Genomic DNA, 1,034 nt, shown 5'->3' on the forward strand with positions numbered 1-1,034 from the left:
ATTGGTGGCATGTAAAACTTTTGCTCAGGCGCAGGAGATCGAGTCCCGGAATTCACGGTTCTTTTACGAGGGGAATAGACTGCAGCCCAGGATGATGCTTGATATCATGCGTGACAGCCCGGGGGCTTATGAGGAAATGCGTACCGCCAAAGTAAATTACGATGTGGCGCAGGTCATGGGTTTTATTGGAGGGGGTATGATAGGCTGGCCATTGGGTGCAGCCTTGGGGGGAGGCGATCCCAACTGGCTTTTGGCAGGAATAGGAGGGGGAATCGTCCTGAGCTGCATACCCATGGTCACAGCCTATTCAAAACGGTCTAAGGCAGCCGTAGTCCTGTATAATGAGGGTTTGCGGGGGAGTAGTATGCGACAAGTACACATTCACCTGGCTAGTGGTAGGGACGGGGTTGGGTTAAGAATACTATTTTGAAAAAAGAGTAACGCTGTGCGGGATTAGTAACCCCCCTACCGGGTGTGTATCCTCTACACCCCATCGGAGGTACAACACGCAGCACCTACAAGCTGTCCTTTGCTGGGGACACGGAAAAGACCCTGAACAGGTACAGGGAAAAGTCCGGATCGGCGGCCCGCATCGACCAGTTGTCCTATGCCTACGAGGGCAACCAGCTGCTGTCCATGACCGACAACGCCCCCTCCTCCCACAAGGACGATGGCATCCAGGACGGGAACACCTCCGGGAACGACTATGCCTACAACGCCAACGGTTTCTTGACCATAGACCTGAACAAGGGGATCACAGGGGTGAGCTACAACCTGCTTGACCTACCGGAGGAGGTCAACCTGTCGGACGACCGCGAGCTCAGGTACTTTTACGGCCCTTCTGGCAACCTGCTGATCGCCCAGTACCTGGTGCCCGGTGAGGACACCAGGGTACGTCGGTACGTGGGAGACCTGGTGTTTGAGGGCAACGAACTCACCGAGATCCGCCATGGCTGGGGGCGTGTGCTTACGGAGGGTCAGCACCGGTACCAGTACAACCTGACCGACCATCCCGAAACGAGTTCGGGACAGGC

General features: G+C 56.1%; 1 protein-coding gene and 1 pseudogene. Both read left to right on the plus strand.

Translation table 11 applies throughout. The features are described 5' to 3' along the window. A partial coding sequence (locus tag DB520_RS26250) for a hypothetical protein (RefSeq protein WP_157972278.1) occupies positions 1 to 430 on the plus strand: 430 nt, incomplete at its 5' end. A 44-nt stretch (positions 431 to 474) separates the two neighbouring features. Further along, positions 475 to 1,034, plus strand: a pseudogene (locus DB520_RS26255) (hypothetical protein); the annotation flags it as partial.

It is taken from the genome of Pleomorphovibrio marinus (assembly GCF_003347495.1).
Taxonomy (GTDB): domain Bacteria; phylum Bacteroidota; class Bacteroidia; order Cytophagales; family Cyclobacteriaceae; genus Pleomorphovibrio; species Pleomorphovibrio marinus.